Raw genomic sequence first — 18442 nt, forward strand, 5'->3', positions numbered from 1 at the left:
AAAGTTATGAAATTACTCCTGACCCTACTAATTCATCGTGTATATACCAAGCCACGAACTGACCTTCAGTAATAGCACTCTGGGGATTTTCGAAAACAACATACATACCTGAAACAGTCTGGTGCAAGGTTGCTTTATCCAAGGGTTGCCTATACCGTATTCTAGCCATAACAGTTAATTCTTTATCAACATCTAATTTCAGATCTGGTCGAACCCAATGCAATTCTTCATTACTTATAAAAAGTGCTTTTCGATACAAACCTGGATGGCTTTTACCTTGTCCCGTATAAATAACGTTTGTGTCCACATCTGTTTCAATAACAAAAAGAGGTTCTGGTGTTCCTCCTACAGCAAGCCCTTTTCTCTGACCTTTTGTGTAATAATGTGCTCCTTGATGTTTACCAACGACTTTACCATCATTCCTCTTATACATATGTTTTGAAGATAAAAATGCTAACTCTTCTGTTTTAGAAGTAAAACTAGGAATCCTTTTCGTGTAGATTTCTTTGGTTGAAGAAATCTCAATAATATCTCCTTTCTTTGGTTGCAATTTTTGTTGAAGAAATTCTGGTAGTCTTACTTTTCCTATGAAGCATAATCCCTGAGAATCTTTTTTATCTGCTGTAACCAAATCTTGCTGTTTTGCAATCTCTCTCACTTCTGGTTTTAACAACTCCCCGACAGGAAAAAGTGTTTTGGCCAGTTGATCCTGCGATAACTGACATAAGAAATAAGATTGATCTTTATTAAGATCTTTTCCTGCAAGCAAACGATGTTTTTCTTTGCCATCTTCAACAACTGTATCTTTTCTACAATAATGTCCTGTTGCTACATAATCTGCACCCAAAGACAATGCAATTTTTAAAAAAACATCAAACTTAATTTCTCGATTACATAAAACATCGGGATTGGGCGTTCTCCCTCTTTCGTACTCACGAAACATGTAATCTACGATTCGTTCTTTATACTCTGTACTCAGATCTACTGTCTGAAATGGAATCCCTAATTTTTCAGCAACTAGCAAAGCATCATTACTATCATCCAACCAAGGGCATTCATCAGAAATTGTTACAGAATCATCGTGCCAGTTTTTCATAAAAAGGCCTATCACCTCATATCCTTGTTTTTTTAACAAATATGCTGCCACACTAGAATCTACTCCTCCTGATAAGCCTACAACAACTCTTTTCATTACTATTATTTTATCCGTAATTCTGACTATGGATTTTAAAAAAAGCATTATTACTATTTTTTAAACCGTGTACAAAAATAACAAATAAAAAAAGTAATGCTATCGCATTACTTTAAGGTTTTCTCTATCCGTTACTATTTTATTTTGATACTAAGAACCTCTTTTGCTAACAGGAAATTGTTTTTGCTCTATTAACTCACCATTTTCATAATACTTCCACATTCCATCTTTTCGGTCTTTTATGTAATTACCTTCGATTTTTACAGCTCCTTCAGCGTCATAGTATTTTGTAATTCCGTGTAATTGATCATTTTGGTATGTAAACTCCTTAATAACAACACCTTTATCAGAATACATAAATCGTTTCCCTTCTTTCATACCTTCTCTATATGTTGTCTTTTCTGTTAATTGCCCATTTTTGAAATACGTTTTTTGTTCTCCGTGTAGTTTCCCTAAACTATATTCTTCGGTCATCATTATTTTAGATGATCCATTATGATAGTATGTCCATGTACCTACTCTTTCTTTACCAATCATATTACCTTTACTAATTACTTTACCTTTCTCAGTAAAGTACTTTACAATAACGGTATCTGTTGTACTGGAAAACATCTTAATAGCTGTAGGGGATTTTCCGCTACTAGGCTTATAAAATTTAAATTCACCTATTTCTTTTCCATGTTCAAAAGCTCCTTCATAGCGAAGTTGGTCACTATTGGGATACTTCTTTTGCCACTTTCCGTGTCTTTTTCCTTCAGCATCAAACTTATTAAACTGTTGACCATTGATCATTGTGATCCCACAAACTAAAAAGAAAAACAAAAATCTATTTCGCATAGTTTACCCAAATTATTTAGTTACTTCTACAGTTCAAAAAGTATACCAATATTCTTAAAAAATACAATCAAAATAAAATTTCAAATCTATTTTACACAAAAAATATTACAAAAAAAACATTAAAATTTCCAAAAAAGGAATTATGAAACAACAAAATCACCTACCGTTAACTTTTGTTTAACTAATTTTTAAAAATATGTAAAACACTAATCGCGTTAATAATCTGAACAAATAATAACTTTTAAAACTCAAAAACATGAAAATTATTTTAAAAATCACTAACGTAGTACTTATTGCTACATTTGTACTTGGGATTTTCTCTTGTAGTAGTGATGATGATGGAAACATTATTATTCCAACTGACAGCATAGTGGTAGCAGCGACAGCAGATACAGAATTGTCATTATTGGTAACTGCTCTTGGTCTTGCTGATGGTGATCTAGTATCACTTCTTAACGGAGCAGGGCCTTTTACAGTATTGGCACCAACAAATGAAGCGGTTCAGGCGTATCTTACTGCTAACAATTATGCAGATATTAACGCAGTTCCAACAGACGAGTTAGAACAGCTTTTATTGAATCATGTAATTCCTGGCGAAGTCACTTCTACAGCGCTTACAAATAATGGAGCTGGGTATGCGGAAACAGCTTCTACCGCTGGCCCTAACGAAAGTACGATTAGTATATATTACAACACGACTGACGGAGTAGTTTTTAATGGAAGAGCTGAGGTAACCACGCCAGATATTCTTGCCTCAAATGGTATTATACATAAAATAGATGCCGTAATTGGGTTACCAGATATAACTACCTTTGCTACTGCGGATCCAAACTTTTCCAGACTTGTAGAGGGATTAACAGCTTACACTTTTGATTATGCAAACACGCTGCAAGGACCTGGTCCTTTTACAGTATTTGCACCAAACAATACTGCTTTTGATGCATTATTGACTACAGACGACACTTGGAATGTTCCTGGTGACATTCCTGAAATGACATTAGAAACAGCTTTGAATCTACACGTGATACCTAATTTGAATGTTAGAGAAGCAGATTTAACTAATGGTAATGTTACCACTGTCTCTGGACAAGTTACCATAGATGCCACAGCAAGGACAGTAGCAGATGGAGCTAACCCACCTAATGTAAGTACAATAACAGTTACTGACATACAAGCCACGAATGGAATAATACACATGATAGACGGTGTTTTACTTACTCCTATAGAAATCATTATTCCAGGAAAGTAACACTTATCAAAATCAAAAAAATCCCCGTTTCCAATCGAAAACGGGGATTTTTAATACGAAATTTATTCTGTTTTTATTTCTTCGCTTTCTGCTGTTTCTCTGCTTGTTCCATTAACTCCTTCATCTTCTTCTGAAATTTACCTTGCTTTTTAGGCTTTTTCTTGTTCTCCTGGATTTTAGCATGAATTTTATCTTCATCAATAATCACATTCTTTATGACTAACATAATACCAATAGTAATTAAGTTAGAAATAAAATAGTATAATGACAATCCACTGGCATAGTTATTGAAGAAAATCAACATCATCAATGGAGATAAATACATAATAAATTTCATATTAGGCATCCCTGGTTGTTGCTGTTGCATTGTCTGACCAGTAGTCATCATCATATAGATAAATATCGCTACAGAGGCTAGAATAGGGAACAAACTAATGTGATCCCCATAAAATGGTATTTCAAAAGGCAATTTTGCAATCGTATCATAACTGGATAAATCGTCTGCCCACAAAAAACTCTTTTGTCTTAAATCAAAAGCGCTTGGGAAGAAGTTAAATAATGCATAAAAAACCGGAATCTGCATTAAAGCCGGCAAGCAACCACTCATTGGACTCGCACCAGCTTTGCTATACAGTGCCATGGTTTCCTGTTGCTTTTTCATCGCATTATCTTTGTATTTCTCACTAATCTCCGCTATTTCTGGTTTTAGAATTTTCATTTTAGCCTGAGAAACATAGGATTTGTAAGTAACAGGAGACAATACAATCCTTACCACAATAGTCATTACAACAATGGCAATCCCGTAGGGAAGGAAACCACTAAGGAAACTAAAAAATGGAATAAAAATATATCGGTTGATCACTCCAAAAATCCCCCAACCTAAGGGTACAATTTCGTCAAGATTACGATCGTAAGAACTTAAAATTTTATAATCCGTAGGACCATAATACCAATTCATATTATAATCTAGTTCTCCTCCTTGAAGTTCTAAAGGCACAGATGCAGCAAATTCCTTTGTAACATTTATATCTTTATCATCTAATTCGCTTGTATTCGCGATATTTTTAGATGCTAAGGTTGCCGTTTGAAAAGGAGTATCAGTTAGTAGTATAGATGTAAAGAAATGTTGTTTAAAACCAATCCAACTAACTTGTTCTTCCTGATCCTCGTCAAAATCGCCTTGTCCTGTAAAATCATCTTTATCACCTTCGTACTCATAGTGAATATCCGTATATCTATTTTCATAAGAAGCACTTTTAGCCTGTCTTATTGCTTGTAGTTTCCAATCTAAATTAATCGTTTGACCACTATTAATAACCTGTTGTAAACCTTCAGATTTTATAGAGAAATCCAACATATAATCATTTGGTTTTAACTCATATCTATATTCCAGGTATTTAGTTTCAGAAACTTTAAGTTTCATAGACAAAACTGTATTCTCCCCATTTTTTGTAACTGATGGTTCGAAAAACAGATCTTTGGTATTTAAAATCCTGTTGTCTGTTGTTCCAAAATTAAGATTGAAAGAAGCATTTTTACCATCTTTTATTAAATATAAAGGGACAGAATCGTACGTTTTGAAATTTTTGAGCAAAGCCTCTTCAATATACCCTCCTCTGTTACTAATTTTTAAGCTCAGTACCTCATTCTCTATTTTAGTAATATTTTCTTTGGCAGAAGGTAAACGTGCGGAATACGCAAAAGCTCCTAATTGGGATTGCGCTGCAACTAAAGCTAATGAATCCTTTGGATTAACTACAATAGCTTTACTGGGCTTTACAAAATCAATTGTTTGATTTTCTTCTGTTTGTTGTTCTGCTTCAACCTGTTCTTGTTTTGCTTTTTCTGCCTCCATCTCTTCTTGTGTAGGCTTATTTATGTAAAACATCCACGCAAAAATTCCAAATATCAGTACAAATCCAATTACGGTATTGAGGTCAAATTTCTTTTCTTCCATTGATATGTGTATAAAAAAGCCTTTGTGTGATTAATCAAGAAGGCTTTCCAAAATTATATTACTTCTTTTATTGTCAATTATCTAGCCACTTACGATCGCTGTGCCACTTTGGCATCTTTCTTACAATTAGAATATTCTACTGCTGCTTTTACAAAAGCAACAAAAAGAGGGTGTGGATTTGCTACAGTACTTTTATATTCTGGGTGGTACTGTACACCCACAAACCAGGGATGTTTCGGGATTTCTATAATCTCTACTAACCCTGTTTTAGGATTAATTCCGGTAGTTCTCAGCCCTGCTTTTTCTAATTGTTCTTTATATTGATCATTGTATTCATACCGATGACGATGACGTTCGGCTATGAAGGATGTTCCATAAGCTTCGGAGACTTTACTATTTTCAGACAATTCACAATCCCATGCACCTAGCCTCATAGTACCTCCCATATCCGTGATGCTCTTTTGCTCTTCCATCAAACTAATAACAGGATTTGCAGCATTCGCATCAACTTCTACAGAACATGCATCTTTTAGATTCAAAACATTGCGCGAATATTCTATCACTGCCATTTGCATACCCAAACAGATACCAAAAAAAGGTAATTTATGTTCTCTCGCATATTGTACGGCTTTGATTTTTCCTTCAATACCTCGTTCTCCGAATCCCGGAGCAACCAATACACCATCTAAGTGTGCAATTTTATGTTTAATGGTTTTGTCATCGATGTATTCTGAGTGGATGCTTTCTACATTTACCTTTACTTCATTTTCCGCACCTGCATGAATGAAAGCTTCTAAAATAGATTTATAAGAATCCTGTAACTCTACATATTTACCTATAAGTCCAATAGTTACTTCACATTTTGGATTTTTATGACGTTTGAGAAAATCATTCCATTTATCTAAATTAGGAACATTATCATCTCTCAATAGCAATTGCTTTAAAACTACTTTATCCAGACCTTCTTCTAACATTAAATTAGGAACGTCGTATATTGTAGACGCATCTATAGACTCTATAACGGCTTCTTGCCTCACATTACAAAACAGTGCCAGCTTTACTCGAAGATCTTCTGATAATTCATGCTCTGTTCTACATACCAAAATATCAGCTTTAATACCACTTTCCATAAGTGTCTTTACACTGTGCTGTGTTGGTTTCGTTTTTAATTCTCCTGCCGCAGAAAGATAAGGTATCAAGGTAAGATGAATTACTAGGGCATTGGTGTCACCCAGTTCCCATTTTAACTGACGAACAGCTTCAATATACGGTAGTGATTCAATATCACCCACCGTACCACCGATCTCAGTAATAACAATATCATAATCACCGCTTTTTTCAAGAATTTGAATTCTCTCTTTAATCTCATTGGTAATATGTGGTACCACCTGAACTGTTTTTCCCAGAAATTCGCCTCGACGTTCTTTTTGGATAACACTCTGATAAATTCTACCAGTGGTTACATTATTGGCTTGTGAGGTAGGGGTGTTTAGAAAACGCTCATAATGTCCTAAATCAAGATCTGTTTCTGCTCCATCATCAGTTACATAGCATTCTCCGTGTTCATAGGGGTTTAATGTTCCCGGATCAACGTTGATATACGGATCCAGTTTCTGAATTGTAACTCGATATCCTCTCGCCTGTAGCAATTTTGCCAAAGAAGCTGCTATGATTCCCTTTCCTAATGAAGAAGATACGCCTCCGGTTACAAAAACATATTTGGTATTCGCCATGTAAACTTAACTATTAGTTCGGTTGTGTTTAAATTTTGCGCAAAAATACGAAGAAGAACCCAAACAGGACATTGAAAACAATGCAATATTCATATAACTTATTCATAATTCTTTAACAGTATAAAAAACTGAAAATGAATCAACAATATGCTAAAAAAAAATCCTGTCTTAAAAAAAACAGGACTATAATTTTATAAACTAATTTTTATTCTTCCTCTTCAGGAGTAACATCTTCTGGTTCTGTAAAATCTGTTATTCCTTTTTCCTGAAGAATATTATACCATTGTATTACTTTTTTCATATCACTAACATACACTCGATCCTCATCATAGTCTGGTAATACTTCACTAAAATATGCTTCTATTTTATTTTTAGACTCTTTATGATTAATGGCTTTTTCTCCATTCTCTTTTTCCTGAATCCTTTTAAAAATCTCTCTTAAAGGTACTTCTTCTGTAAATGTGTAAATAGCAATTTCACTTAGGATGCTAACATTGTTTTGTATACTTACCGATAGTTTTTTTCCATCAGCCAATGATTCTGCTACAAATCCACTACGTGTCTGCGCCTTTAGTTCGAACAAACCTGGTTTTCCAGAAATTGATAATATTTTGTCTAAGCTCATAAATTTCTTTTCAAAGTTGGCAAATATCAGCAGTTCATTTTAAAAAATCAAACATTAACCAATTTATATTATTACCGTATCTTTTATCTTGTAATGTCTATCTTCAATTTCATTAACGCCCTTTTTTGGCTAAAGGAAACCTCATTCGATAATCCGGATCAATCTTTCCTTTTGAAATATTCGTTAGTTTTCCTTTGATCAAACGTTTTTTAAGGCTGGATAGTTTATCCGTAAACAAAACTCCTTCAATATGATCATATTCGTGCTGTATCACCCTAGCTGCAAGACCACTAAATGTTTCTGTATGCGCTACAAAGTTTTCATCAAAATAATTAATCTTAATTGTTTCTTTTCGAAACACATCCTCTCTAACTTCAGGAATACTTAAACACCCTTCACAAAAAGACCATTCTTCTCCTGTCTCCTCAAGAATGTTAGCGTTTATAAATACTTTTTTAAACCCTTTTAAGACCGCTCTTTCCTCTTCAGAAAGTTCTTCATCATCAGCAAAAGGTTCTGCATCAACCAAAAATAACCGTATCGGAAGTCCAATTTGAGGAGCTGCCAACCCAACACCATGCGCATTATACATGGTTTCAAACATATTTTTAAGTAATTCTGGTAGCTTAGGATAGTCTTTATTTATTTCCTTCGCTTTTTTCTTCAATACCGGGTCACCGTATGCTACAATAGGTAAAATCATATGATAAGTATTCTCAATTTTCTATTCTTTGTTTTATTGAATTTCTTTATAAATTATAAAGGTAATCCTGAAGTATGATCGTAGCACTAATCTGATCCACTAATGCTTTATCCCTCCTTTTTTTCTTTGATATTCCGCTAGCGATCATAGTATCGAAAGCCATTTTGGACGTAAATCTTTCATCTATCCTTTTTACAGGAATCTCAGGCAATAACTTAGCTAATTTTTCTAAAAAGGGCTGAATCAATTTTTCACTCTCTGAAGCTTCTCCATGCAATCGTTTTGGCTCTCCAACAATAAACAATTCTACCTCTTCTTTTGTCACATACGCTGTTAACCAATTTAGCAAGTTTTTAGTCTCTACCGTGGTCAATCCAGAAGCAATGATCTTAGATTCGTCTGTAACTGCAATCCCGCATCGCTTTCCTCCATAATCTATTGCCAAAATCCTTGCCATATTTTATTTTCTGCAAAAGTATGATATTATGAATTAAATCGTGAAAACTTTTTAATTTGATTACATAATAAAATGAACCTCTATTATAACTTTCTCGACATCTTTATAGCTATCATTGATCATTTTGGTTAAAAAAAAAATCAAATAACGCACTAGTGTTTTTTTAATCGTAATTATTTTAATAAAAAACATGGGGGATTTAACAGCGAAACAAGTGGCTTTAAAACTGTTCTCTTGCATTAGTTTATTGCTACTTCTACATATCGTTAGCTATATTAATTTTTATACTAATCATCTAGATAGTGAAGATTTTTTTTTAGAAAATTTAATTATCCAAAGAAAAGAATATTCCTTCTTTATTTTAAGGATCACTACATTTAACTGCGAACTTCCTTTTGGTTAAGCTTAAGTATACGCTTCTTATTTCTTAGTTTGGATGAATTATTTAGAATACACGAATCCATAGCGCGCTTTATGTCAAAAAAGCATCCTATGGAGGGTGCATTCCTTTTTGGTTGGGTAATCCCATATGGAATCGCAGTTATAGTAATTGGCGTATTATATTTAAAACCTTTATTAAGTTTACCAAAAAAACGATTATCAATTTTATTTTGGCAGGAAGTATTTTCCTTGCAGGTGCTGTTGGGTTAGAAATGGCTTCGGGCTGGTATTGGACGGAGTATAAAATCACTCCTGAAGAATAACATTATACCATTCCCTTATTTGCTCTTTACACATTCGAAGAACTTTTCGAAATGCTTGGTATAAGTCTTTTTATTTATGAACTTTGGAGATTTAAAAACAAATACAGTTTTCAGGATGTATAATGATTAAAAAATACATCGCTATTAATTATGTGTAACTTGAAAACAAATTAATATATTTCTCGAAAATAAATAAAATGAACCAACTAAAAGAAACCATAGAAAAAGCTTGGGATAACAGAGAGCTTTTAAAAGAATCAAGTACTCAAGACGCTATTAGAAAAGTTATAGACTTATTAGATGCAGGAGAGCTTCGAGTTGCAGAACCAGTTGCAGAGGGATGGCAAGTAAATGAATGGGTAAAAAAAGGAGTGGTCCTCTATTTCCCTATCCAAAAAATGAAAACGCTTGAAGCTGGTATTTTTGAGTACCACGATAAAATTCCACTAAAAAAAGGATATGAAGCTAAAGGGATTCGAGTGGTGCCAAATGCAGTTGCACGTCACGGAGCCTATATTTCTCCAGGAACTATTTTGATGCCTAGTTATGTAAATATTGGAGCCTACGTTGATGAAGGAACTATGGTTGACACCTGGGCAACTGTAGGTAGTTGTGCTCAAATTGGTAAAAATGTACATCTCAGTGGTGGAGTTGGAATTGGTGGTGTCTTAGAACCATTACAAGCGGCTCCTGTAATCATTGAAGACAATGCATTTATTGGATCCAGATGTATTGTAGTAGAAGGTGTTCGTGTAGAAACTGAAGCAGTACTTGGTGCAAATGTGGTGTTAACTGCATCGACTAAAATTATTGATGTTACTGGAGATACTCCTGTGGAAAGCAAAGGAGTAGTCCCGGCGAGATCAGTAGTAATCCCAGGAAGTTATTCTAAAAAATTTGCCGCTGGAGAATATAATGTACCTTGTGCTTTGATTATTGGAAAACGAAAAGAAAGTACTAATAAAAAGACCTCTCTTAACGATGCTCTGAGAGAGCACGATGTAGCTGTATAATTAAAAATAAAATATGTATACTTGTGAGCTTGTCTATTTTAGGCAAGCTCATTTTTATTATTAAATTGATATAATCGCTCCGCAAATGAAAGTATTAGTCATTCAACAAAAAATGATAGGTGATGTGCTCACAAGCACTATTATTTGCGAAGCATTACGAAAAGAACATCCAGATGCTACTATTCATTATTTAGTAAACTCTAGTACAAAACCTGTTATTCTTGAAAATCCTTTCTTTGATCACATTATTGAATTTAAGAATGATTATCGTAATAGCAAGAAATCATTTTACTTTTTTTTAAAAGAAATTAAAAAATCAAGATATGATCTTGTAATTGACGCTTACGGAAAATTAGAAAGCAACCTCATCTCCTACTTCTCTAGAGCTCCAGAGAAAGTATCCTTTTACAAATGGTATACTAAGTTTCTATACTCTAAAGTCATTAAGAGAAGACCAGAACCTATTACCAATGCTTCTATTGCTATCGAAAATCGCCTTCGATTAGTATATCCCGAGGATCAGATTACTTCTAACATCATCCAACCAAAAATATTCTTAACTGAAGAGGAAAAAAAAAGCGCTACATTATTTTTAGAGACGAACCAGATTGCCAAGAAAAAACCACTTATTATGATCAGTGTTTTGGGTAGTGAAATGAGAAAAACATTACCTTTTAACTTCATGGCTAACGTTATTGATGAGATTGTAACAACTACAGATGCTGACATTCTATTCAATTATATCCCCAATCAGGAGAAAGATGCTAGAGCAATTTACGAAGCAACATCAGAAAGCACTCAAAAGCATATTCATCTTGATGTTTTCGGAAAAAGTTTACGTGATTTTATAGTAATTCTATACCATTGCGATGTTTTGATTGGAAATGAAGGTGGCGCCGTCAATATGGCAAAAGCACTGGGCAAACCAACATTTACAATTTTCTCTCCGTGGATTATCAAAAAAGACTGGAACATGTTTGAAGATGGTGTATGGCACGATTCGGTACATCTTTATGATTTTAAACCCGAATTATATGGTGATAAAACTCCAAAAGAAATGAAAGACAAAGCACTGGAATTATACAAAAGCTTTTCTTCAGAATTAATTATTCCTAAGTTAAAAGCATATTTAGAAAACCTAAAATTCTAATCTTTTTCAATTCCGAATGGAGTTCTTATGATCTTATCTCGTTTAGTAACCTTTCGGATTGCATTATTTTTGGTGATCATTTCGGGTTGTACATATCCTCTATCATGATAAAGATGTAAACAAATTGCACTGTAGCGTATCTGTTTTGCTTTAATTCCAAGATTAAATAATCGCTCTCCTATCTCCCTATCTTCTCCCCCATACTGCATCCGCTCATCAAAACCGTTTACTTGCAAAACATCTTTTTTCCAGCCAGAGACATTCATTCCATCCCAGGTAGCTTTGGTTGGTGTTATAAAATTCAGAAAGCGTTCCTTATTACCGGAAGAGGTCAACTTATTTAGCTTAAATGAAGACAGGAGCCCTTGATTTTTTAACCAATGTACATCAAAACAACGTTGATTTTTTATATCATCTATCGAAATTGTCTGAGAGATATCTTTTGGCAGTTTAAAATAACCTCCTGACAGAAACCAACCTTTTTTTCTCAATCGCAAATGGGTTTCAATAAAATCTTTTCTTGGAATACAATCACCATCTGTAAATAACAGGTAATCTGCTGCTGCTGCAGAAACTGCTTTGTTCAAAATTACTGTCTTCCTAAATCCTTGATCCTCATGCCAGATATGTTTTATGGAATATTTGGAAGTTTTAGAAAATGCTGAGATAATTTTTTTAGTGTCTTCGCCAGAACCATCATCTGCAATAATCACTTCAAAGTTATTCATACGCTGACATTCATAACCAAAAAGCACCTTTTGCAACCATTGAGGTTGATTATAAGTACTTATGATTACTGTGACAATTGGTGATTGCATTGCCGCAAAAATAACTATTTTTGCACGATACCATAGAAATAAAAAACATCGATCATAAAAAAACCAAATGGTAAAACTCTCTGCTGTAATCATAACGTACAATGAAGAAAAAAAAATAGAACGATGTTTATCCTCGTTAGTTGACGTTGTTGATGAGATTGTAGTGATTGATTCTTTTTCTACAGATAGAACAGAAGAGATTTGCAAACAATTTGATGTCAAATTTGTAAAGCAACGATTTTTAGGATACATAGAGCAAAAGAACTTTGCGATATCCCAAACTTCTCATGATTATATTCTATCCTTAGATGGTGATGAAGCCTTGTCTTCTGAACTTCAGCATTCTTTGATCGAATTAAAATCCAATTGGAAATGCGATGGATATTATATGAATAGATATAATAACTTTTGCGGACAGTGGATAAAATATTCGGATTGGTATCCTGATAAAAAACTTCGAGTATTTATAAAAGGAAAAGGAGAATGGCAGGGTATTAACCCACATGATTCTTTTAAACTTCATAACCCTAAAGCTGCATCAAAACTGCAAGGGGATATTTTACACTGGAACTATGCCACCTATCAGGAATTCAATCTTAAGACAGACAAATTCTCCACAATCTCTGCACAATCATATCACAAATTAGGAAAGAAAGCACCTATTTGGAAAATTATTTTGAATCCAACCTGGGCGTTTTTCAAAGCATATATTTTAAGGTTTGGATTTATGGATGGATTTAATGGTTTTATGATTTGTATACAAACCGCCAATATCACATTTCTTAAGTATTCTAAACTTAGAGAATTGATAAAACAAAAAAAAACAATAAACCAGCATTCCTAATTCAAGCTTCTCTCGTAGTTTTGAATAAAACTTATTTGAAACTGTATACATATAATCAAAAGAACTTCATACCGCCTCTTTTTATGTATACTTGGAACATTTTGAAAAAAATAATTTGCCATAAGTGAATATATATATATAAGATGTTAGCTCTGGAGAGAAATTACTAGGAGTTAATATCATTATTGATAATTGAATAAGAACTACAACTAATGATTATGATTTTTATTCCCTAAACATAGTAATAGGAAACCATCAAATAGAAATCAATTATTTAGGATATAAAAGTATTCATAGAAAAATTCAAATTACAAATAATCAAAAAAAGCAGATTTTGGATCTAACTGAAGAAGATCGGATTAATCAATAAATAAATTATCTATTTTTCTTGAACAATTCTCCCAAGTGTAAGGCAATACAGTTTCTCTAACATCCGTTTCAATTAAAAATGCCTTTTCTATTAATGGAATAACTTCTTTATAATCGGCATTCACATCAAACAAGAAACCATTTTCGCCTTCTGTGATAAGATCTGGACAAAAACCGGTTCTTGATGCCACGGGGACACAATTAGACATCATTGCTTCTAGCACAGGCACAGGACCTCCTTCAATCAAAGATGGAGATACAAAAACATCTATTTTACTATACAACTCTGGATAAGAATCATAAGGTTCTTCTTCAAAATACTTAAAATTAGGCAAATCAGAGATCTCATAAAACCTATCATATTGTTGCCAATTACGACCAATTAGATAAAATTGTCTGTCAGGCATGTTTTTTACTAAATCAAGAATCAAGTCCGGATTTTTACGAGCACTAAATGTTGAGCAAAAACCTATACCTCCAAAACCCCTTTTGTGTGAATAAAAGAACGAAGATGAGGTAGCTATATGCATAACTTTAAGAATATCAGGTTTTACTCCCAAATCTATCAAATACTTCTTAATTTCAGAATTTAGACAAATAACATAGTCCGCTTTATTTAGGCACCAAACTACATGGACTTTAGAATATTTTTTAGACCAAGTAGGATGGGTAAACATCACTATATTTTTTTTAAACAAAATACTTGGAGTACTTCGCAAGCATCGACAAAAATAGTTTTGATAAATAAAATAATATGCATCTGCTTTTGGCAAATTCTTCAACTTATTATGATAGAATGCTGTTGCATTTAAAGATGAGTACTTGGACAAACGTCTTACTTTGGCTCCAAAAATCCAATCTTTATCCTTTTCTCTAGCAATATAGGCTACTTTGTTTATTACCCGTCCAGATTTGCTTTTTCTTAAAACAGAAAGTAATATGACGATACTATATTTCCATTTATGGATTAATGAAAAATACAATTGTTCTTTTAGGTCTCTTTTCCCCGCCATAACTACTTTTTTAATCTTCTGTTCACTTCAAAAAAACAACTATTTCTATACTATGAATCAATTAAATAGGACTCTTAGACACCCTTTCTTTATATTTTTTTTTCCAAAAAAACATTCTCTTTTTAATACGTATTTTACGATAAAACCGGTGTTGAAAATCTTTAGTATATCCCCACATAAGATGGAACACCTTTTCCTTATCCTCTCCTGCACATTTTGCATATTCATCACTCATAACTTCTATCATGGATTTATGAATTGTTAAACGTGCAAAATTTTTAATACGAGTTTCAAAATTCATAGTACCAAACTCCATGCGATTAAGATCTACTAAATAAAAATCATAACCGTTTTCCTTTCTCTTAATTAGTGTATTTCCAGGAGAATGATCCAAAAAATTCACTCCACTCATATGCAAAGTATACGTAAATCTAGTAAATGCTCTTAATATTTCTTCATGATCGGAAATATTAAAATCAGTAGTTAATTCCCTATATGTAAGATCAGCTTCTACCAATTCACTGATATAAAAGCTCTTTTTAAATAAAAAGGAAGTGTTCCTTATTTCATAGGCAATCGGGAAAGGGGTTTTAATCTCTAGTTCTAATAATCTATTAGCATAGCTATATGAACGTTCTGCCTTTGATTTTCTAAAAAACCTATAGACAACTTGGTTAACAATATTAGGGATTTTAAAAGATTTAATAGCGTATTTTTTATCTCCTATTGCAACTATTTTTATGACATTTCGCTCAGCTGCTCCTAATATTTCTTTATGATCATCAAACTCAACAATTACCTTTTCAATATCTGGAGTCAAATTTTTATGACCTGGATGTACAACCAATTTTTTTTTCATAGTCATTAGGTGTTTTCAAATTTTACCACAGTAGCATATTGAGGATATCTAATATCAAGCTGAGTAAATAATACTGGAATATTATACAGGTATGGCTTAATCGATCTACTTCGATTAATACCCTTATGCACCAAAACCTTATAGCCTAAATCTTCATACATTCTTTTAATACTCTTTCTTGTAAAAAAACGTAAATGTGTTCTATCCATAACACCAAAATCTTCATACCTCCAATCTTTCTGAATAAGAACTTTCATAAAAGTATTGTGATATCTAACATTAGGAATAGAACTAATTAATACACCTTTTGCAGTCAATTTATACTTAATCCTATCCAAAACTGAATAAGGATCTACCAAATGCTCTAACACATCATTAAAATAAATTGCATCAAAATATCCATCTGGTAATTCATCTATATAATCCTCGCATCTGCCAGAATAAACTTTATGTAATTTGCTTTTGGCTACCTGAGCTTCTTTATCCATATATTCTATGCCCCACACCTCAGCTCCTGTAGTTTCTTTTAATACTTCTGCAAAAGCTCCGTTTCCACAACCAACATCAATAATAGTTTTGGGGTTTTTCGACAAATATTGAATCATTTCATATCTAATATTGTCGTAGTAACCACTCGGTTTATTTTCGTAATCCATTTGTCAAGTTATTTTGCAAAGGTATTTAAAATTAAAAGATAAAATTTCGATCAAAAAAACCTATTTAACGATTATTGTTAATGGTATTATCGCGACCACTTGTTATACTAATTAGTAAGAACATTCTGAAAATAAAAATTTAACAAATTCCAATTGTTTGTTTTATCGAAATGCAACCTTTACTTTTGATCCATAAGCGCATAAATTATTATGAAGGACATTTCGGTTATACTGATCAATTACAACTCTTCTTCTTTTACTATAAATTGTATTAAATCTATTATAGAGAAGACATCAAATGATTTATCTTATGAATTTATTGTAGTTGATAACGCTTCTGAATTAGACGATTACTTATTACTGGATAAAAAAATTAAAGAATTACAAGTTTCAAATTTGAAACTAATACGGAGTAAGTATAATACTGGTTTTGGAGGAGGAAATATGCATGGAATACAATTTTCTAATGCAAAATATTATGCTTTTATAAATAATGATACTCTTTTACAGAATGATTGCCTAAATATTGTTATTGATTTTTTAGAAAAAACTGAGGATGCATCAATATGTGCACCTCAACAATATAATGAACAAGGAGAAGTACAAAAATCATTTGATCATTTTCTTTCTTTACGCAGAGAATTGTTTGGAAGAAAGATATTAGAAAAAACTAATCCGAAAAAATATCCTAAAAGAAAAAAAATCTACGACACGCCCATTAAAGTACAAAGTGTTCCTGGATCATTTTTGGTGATTTCGGCAGATGCTTTTGAAAAAGTAGGAGGCTTTGATACTAACATATTTTTATATTACGAAGAAACAGATCTTTGCTATAGAATTTCAAAAAGCACATCTAAAGGTCTTTGTTATCTAGTTCCACAAGGTCGCTACACTCATTTTAAGGGACAAAGTACCCAAAAAAGTATAGCCATAAAAAAAGAACTGAAAATCTCATTATTATATGTTCTTAGAAAAAATTCAGGATACCTAGCTTATCAAATATTACGATGTTGGTTGACCTGCAAATTCTTTTTTAAATCTCTTATAAAACCCAAAAACTGGTCTCTTTTTATACTTTTTTGGAAAGGCGCTCCTTTGTCGAAATCATTAAAATTAAAACAAACAATTGCAAGGAAATAGTATGCATATTCTACATTTATCTGCTGTTAAAAACTGGGGTGGTGGTGAAAACCATATAGAAAACTTATGCTCTGAACTAGCTTTATCAAATCCTGAAGTTAAGAATACGATTTTTTGTGTAAGAAACGGTGCTTTCCATAAAAGATTAAAAAAAACTAAATTAAGTTTTATCCCTGCTACTTTATGGCCAAAATTTGATCCTAGGTTTTTTATAAAACTAGGTCGGATTTGCAAAAAACAAAAAATAGACCTTATCCACATTCATGATCCTAGCGCCATACTGCTAGCCATTTTAGCCGACAAGTTTTATAAATTACCCCCTTTCGTATTTAGTAAAAAAACTTCCTTTCCTATTAAACAGCGCAAAAAAACGCTATTCAAGTACAACTACCCTAAAATAAAAAAAATATTATGTGTATCTAAGGAAACTCAAAATGTATGTGCTAAAGGAATTCAGGATCAAAACAAATTGATTACCATCTATCACGGGACCAATCTAAAAACTAAAAGTACAGAAACACCTTTCTTACTGAGGGAGAAATACAATCTAGCAAGTGACAAAATTATCATAGGAAATATAGCCAATCATATTAGAGCGAAACATTTAGACACCCTAGTAGATGTTATAGATATCATTATTAACAAATACAAGAGAAAAGAGTTTTTCTTTGTACAAATTGGAACGTTTACTGACAGAACTGAAGCTTTAAAAGAGCGAATTAAAATACTAAACTTAGAGAACCATATAAGGTTTTTAGGATATACTCCTAACGCTTCTAATTTTTTACCACAATTTGATATTAGCCTTGTAACTTCTCAAAGTGAAGGTGTCCCTCAAGTAATATACGAATCTTTTTATCATAAAACTCCAGTAATAAGTACCGATGTCGGTGGCATTCCAGAAATTGTTGACCATGACATTAATGGCCTATTAAGTCCTATGCATACTCCTGAAAGTATTTCAAAGCATATTACAGGTCTTTCGAAAAACCCTTTAAAGCAAAAGAGTTTTGTTGATAAAGGGTATGAAAAACTTATTACAAAATTCACAACAGCTAATATGGCTAAGCAAACTTTAGAAGTTTATAAAGATATGATGCTGGATAAATAAGTGTCATCTAAT

18 protein-coding genes are annotated in these 18442 nt (G+C 32.7%); 7 read left to right on the forward strand and 11 right to left on the reverse strand.

Annotated elements, in window-relative coordinates; genetic code table 11:
- Positions 1-4: 4 nt before the first annotated feature.
- Both mnmA and ACWGOQ_RS11305 read right to left on the reverse strand, forming a co-directional pair.
- Positions 5-1192, reverse strand: coding sequence for a tRNA 2-thiouridine(34) synthase MnmA (gene mnmA / locus ACWGOQ_RS11300; protein WP_452058093.1), 1188 nt, complete (start codon positions 1190-1192; stop codon positions 5-7).
- A 150-nt stretch (positions 1193-1342) separates the two neighbouring features.
- Entirely contained in the window at positions 1343-2029 is a 687-nt protein-coding gene (locus tag ACWGOQ_RS11305) for a toxin-antitoxin system YwqK family antitoxin (RefSeq protein ID WP_452058092.1), read from the reverse strand.
- Positions 2030-2285: 256 nt separating this feature from the next.
- On the opposite strand from ACWGOQ_RS11305, the gene ACWGOQ_RS11310 reads away from it, so the two are divergent.
- Positions 2286-3278, forward strand: coding sequence for a fasciclin domain-containing protein (locus ACWGOQ_RS11310; protein WP_452058091.1), 993 nt, complete (start codon positions 2286-2288; stop codon positions 3276-3278).
- 73 nt (positions 3279-3351) lie between these two features.
- Here ACWGOQ_RS11310 and yidC read toward each other — a convergent pair whose 3' ends face one another.
- The 5 genes from yidC to ruvX all read right to left on the reverse strand — a co-directional run bounded on the left by yidC (position 3352) and on the right by ruvX (position 8753).
- Positions 3352-5235, reverse strand: a complete 1884-nt coding sequence (gene yidC / locus ACWGOQ_RS11315) for a membrane protein insertase YidC (RefSeq protein ID WP_452058090.1) — start codon at positions 5233-5235, stop codon at positions 3352-3354.
- Positions 5236-5324: 89 nt separating this feature from the next.
- A complete protein-coding gene (pyrG, locus tag ACWGOQ_RS11320; protein ID WP_452058089.1) occupies positions 5325-6968 on the reverse strand; it encodes a CTP synthase in 1644 nt (547 codons plus the stop codon).
- A 205-nt stretch (positions 6969-7173) separates the two neighbouring features.
- Positions 7174-7593, reverse strand: a complete 420-nt coding sequence (locus ACWGOQ_RS11325; protein ID WP_452058088.1) for a DUF5606 family protein — start codon at positions 7591-7593, stop codon at positions 7174-7176.
- Positions 7594-7705: 112 nt separating this feature from the next.
- A complete protein-coding gene (gene def, locus ACWGOQ_RS11330; RefSeq protein ID WP_452058087.1) occupies positions 7706-8296 on the reverse strand; it encodes a peptide deformylase in 591 nt (196 codons plus the stop codon).
- A gap of 46 nt (positions 8297-8342) precedes the next feature.
- Entirely contained in the window at positions 8343-8753 is a 411-nt protein-coding gene (gene ruvX, locus ACWGOQ_RS11335; protein WP_452058086.1) for a Holliday junction resolvase RuvX, read from the reverse strand.
- Positions 8754-9185: 432 nt separating this feature from the next.
- On the opposite strand from ruvX, the gene ACWGOQ_RS24105 reads away from it, so the two are divergent.
- From ACWGOQ_RS24105 to ACWGOQ_RS11350, 3 genes are all read left to right on the forward strand, one after another.
- Positions 9186-9404 carry a hypothetical protein gene (locus tag ACWGOQ_RS24105; protein ID WP_518515942.1) on the forward strand — a complete coding sequence of 73 codons (219 nt, stop codon included), beginning with the start codon at positions 9186-9188 and terminating at the stop codon, positions 9402-9404.
- 250 nt (positions 9405-9654) lie between these two features.
- On the forward strand, positions 9655-10470 hold the full coding sequence (locus ACWGOQ_RS11345; RefSeq protein ID WP_452058084.1) for a 2,3,4,5-tetrahydropyridine-2,6-dicarboxylate N-succinyltransferase: 816 nt from the start codon (positions 9655-9657) through the stop codon (positions 10468-10470).
- Between the two features lie 85 nt (positions 10471-10555).
- Positions 10556-11620, forward strand: a complete 1065-nt coding sequence (locus ACWGOQ_RS11350; RefSeq protein WP_452058083.1) for a glycosyltransferase family 9 protein — start codon at positions 10556-10558, stop codon at positions 11618-11620.
- Here the strand turns inward: ACWGOQ_RS11350 and ACWGOQ_RS11355 are convergent.
- Positions 11617-12438 carry a glycosyltransferase family 2 protein gene (locus ACWGOQ_RS11355; protein WP_452058382.1) on the reverse strand — a complete coding sequence of 274 codons (822 nt, stop codon included), beginning with the start codon at positions 12436-12438 and terminating at the stop codon, positions 11617-11619. The two genes, ACWGOQ_RS11350 and ACWGOQ_RS11355, sit on opposite strands and share 4 nt — an antisense overlap.
- A 67-nt stretch (positions 12439-12505) precedes the next feature.
- Between ACWGOQ_RS11355 and ACWGOQ_RS11360 the strand changes: the two genes are divergently transcribed.
- Positions 12506-13282: a glycosyltransferase family 2 protein gene (locus ACWGOQ_RS11360; RefSeq protein ID WP_452058082.1), complete on the forward strand. Its 777-nt coding sequence runs from the start codon at positions 12506-12508 to the stop codon at positions 13280-13282.
- A 359-nt stretch (positions 13283-13641) separates the two neighbouring features.
- Here ACWGOQ_RS11360 and ACWGOQ_RS11365 read toward each other — a convergent pair whose 3' ends face one another.
- The 3 genes from ACWGOQ_RS11365 to ACWGOQ_RS11375 form a co-directional block, all read right to left on the reverse strand.
- Complete coding sequence (locus ACWGOQ_RS11365; protein WP_452058081.1) at positions 13642-14664, reverse strand: glycosyltransferase family 4 protein; 1023 nt, start codon at positions 14662-14664, stop codon at positions 13642-13644.
- A gap of 61 nt (positions 14665-14725) precedes the next feature.
- Positions 14726-15523 carry a lipopolysaccharide kinase InaA family protein gene (locus ACWGOQ_RS11370; protein ID WP_452058080.1) on the reverse strand — a complete coding sequence of 266 codons (798 nt, stop codon included), beginning with the start codon at positions 15521-15523 and terminating at the stop codon, positions 14726-14728.
- A gap of 5 nt (positions 15524-15528) precedes the next feature.
- Positions 15529-16179: a class I SAM-dependent methyltransferase gene (locus ACWGOQ_RS11375; RefSeq protein ID WP_452058079.1), complete on the reverse strand. Its 651-nt coding sequence runs from the start codon at positions 16177-16179 to the stop codon at positions 15529-15531.
- Positions 16180-16389: 210 nt separating this feature from the next.
- Here ACWGOQ_RS11375 and ACWGOQ_RS11380 point away from each other — a divergent pair, with 210 nt between their 5' ends.
- Both ACWGOQ_RS11380 and ACWGOQ_RS11385 read left to right on the forward strand, forming a co-directional pair.
- The gene (locus tag ACWGOQ_RS11380) at positions 16390-17319 is read left to right on the forward strand and encodes a glycosyltransferase family 2 protein (RefSeq protein WP_452058078.1); all 930 of its coding nucleotides are present in this window, start codon (positions 16390-16392) and stop codon (positions 17317-17319) included.
- A gap of 1 nt (position 17320) precedes the next feature.
- Positions 17321-18430 carry a glycosyltransferase family 4 protein gene (locus ACWGOQ_RS11385; protein WP_452058077.1) on the forward strand — a complete coding sequence of 370 codons (1110 nt, stop codon included), beginning with the start codon at positions 17321-17323 and terminating at the stop codon, positions 18428-18430.
- The last annotated feature ends 12 nt before the right edge of the window (positions 18431-18442 follow it).

The organism is Aquimarina ulvae (assembly GCF_053613295.3).